The sequence below is a fragment of the Pyxidicoccus fallax genome, assembly GCF_012933655.1.
GTDB lineage: Bacteria > Myxococcota > Myxococcia > Myxococcales > Myxococcaceae > Myxococcus > Myxococcus fallax.
Map to the genome: position 1 here is coordinate 1 of NZ_JABBJJ010000678.1, position 1876 is coordinate 1876.

Consider the following 1876-nt stretch of genomic DNA (forward strand, 5'->3'; position numbering starts at 1 on the left):
CCACCCGCCCGTCGCCGGTATGACGAGGCCAGGAGCCGCTCTGGCCACCTCCGCGACACTGTCTTCCCGCTCCTTCGGGCCCCGCGTCATGGGGCGGCTCCAGCTGGCGTAGAGTCGCTCCCGTGAACGACGCCCTCCGCTTCCTGCTCACCGAGTCTCCCGAGCCGCAGCCCCTCGACTCCGTCGAGGCGTGGTGGCGGCGCCATCTGGAGTTGCTCTCGCGCTTTCCCGCGCCGGCGGACCTGGCGCTGGCGGGCGGCTTCCGCGCGGATCGGCTCGGCTATGCGTTCGCCTCCGGCTACCACGCCGCGCACCGGTTCCTGTTCCCCATGCTGCCGGCGGACAGGCCCTGCGCGCTCTGCGCCACCGAGCCGGGCGGCGCGCACCCCTCCGCCATCCAGACGCGGCTGACGGACACGGGCTCCGGGCCGAGGCTCACCGGCGCGAAGACGTTCGTCACGCTGGGGACGCGCGCGGAGCTGCTGCTCGTGGTGGCCACCGAGGGCCAGGACGCGCAGGGCCGGAACCGGCTGCGCATGGTGGTGGTGGACGCGAAGCGGCCGGGTGTCCGGGTCAACGCGCTGCCGGAGCTGCCCTTCGTGCCGGAGGTGCCTCACGCGGAGCTGATGCTGGAGGACGTGGCGGTGACGCCGGACGCGGTGCTGCCCGGGGACGGGTACGCGCGCTACCTCAAGCCATTCCGCACGGTGGAGGACTGCCACGTGCACCTGGCGCTGCTCGGGTGGCTGGTGCAGGTGGCGCGGCGGAGCGGCTGGCCGGACTCCGCTCGCGAGGAGTTGCTGGCGCTCGCGGTGATGCTGCGCGGACTGGCCCAGGCGGACCCCTCCGACGCGACCACGCACCTGGCGCTCGGCGGGGCGCTGGACCTGACGAAGCGGGCCCTGGTGCGGTGCGAGTCGCTGTGGGCCCAGGTCGATGCCCCCACGCGCGAGCGCTGGGAGCGGGATCGGCGGCTGCTGGACGTCGCCGGCAAGGTGCGCGCGAAGCGGCTGGAGACGGCGCGGCAGCGGGCGGCGGGGGGCACGGCTGCCGGCGGTGAATGAGCGAAGGGCGGGGCGGCCTCTGGCGAGCCGGGGCCTGGGATGCGCTTGAAATGGCAACGGGCCGTGACCTCACGTGAAGGCCACGGCCCGGAAGGCTTACGGAGAAGCGCGGGTGACGCTCAGTAGCGCCCGCCGCCCACGGCGGAGACGAGGGCGGACAGGATGCGGTCCTCCACGCCCCACACCGCCTTGTTCAGCCCCTTGATGCCGGCGCCGCGCAGGTAGTCCGTGAAGTCGTGCAGCGCGGTGGAGCGCTGCATCCGCTCCGTCTTCGCCGCGTAGAGCAGCGGCGTGTTCGGCGCGCCCGTCAGGCCCAGGTCCGGGCAGGCCTCGGAGAGCTTCCGCGGGTCGATGCCCGTGGCCGCCGACAGCATCGCCACCGTGAACTTGTGCACCGGCAGCTCGCGCGCGTTGGGCACCTTGTCCAGCACCTTCTGCCGCGTGGCCGGGTCCGTGGCGAGCTGGTCCAGCGACACCTTGGACATGGCGATGAGCTGCTCGTTCGTCACGCGCTTGCTGTCCAGGATGGCGCGGCCGAGCAGGCTCGCCGGGGTGTCTCCCTTGATGCGGATGTCGTTGCCCGGCATCTGCTGCATCCGCGTCCACATGGCCTGGACGGCCTTGCCCACCTCGGTGTCCGGACCGCCACGCCAGGCGCCCGGCGTCGGCTGCGCGGCGACCGCGCGGACCGGGGTGGAGACGCCCTGGAAGGTGCTGAGTCCGGCGTGGCCCACCGCGTTCGCCCGCGCCGGCGCGGCCGCCTGCTGGGTACCCCCCTGGGGCTGGGCGGCGGAGGTGGGGGTGGTCAGGAC

Annotated in this window: 2 protein-coding genes; one reads left to right on the forward strand and one right to left on the reverse strand. The window is 73.9% G+C overall.

The annotated features are described in order from the left end of the window. Window positions 1–122: 122 nt before the first annotated feature. On the forward strand, window positions 123–1064 hold the full coding sequence (locus HG543_RS53420; protein ID WP_169352642.1) for an acyl-CoA dehydrogenase family protein: 942 nt from the start codon (window positions 123–125) through the stop codon (window positions 1062–1064). A 119-nt stretch (window positions 1065–1183) separates the two neighbouring features. Here the strand turns inward: HG543_RS53420 and HG543_RS53425 are convergent. After that, the coding region (locus HG543_RS53425) for a hypothetical protein (protein WP_246357954.1) at window positions 1184–1876 on the reverse strand (693 nt) is incomplete at its 5' end.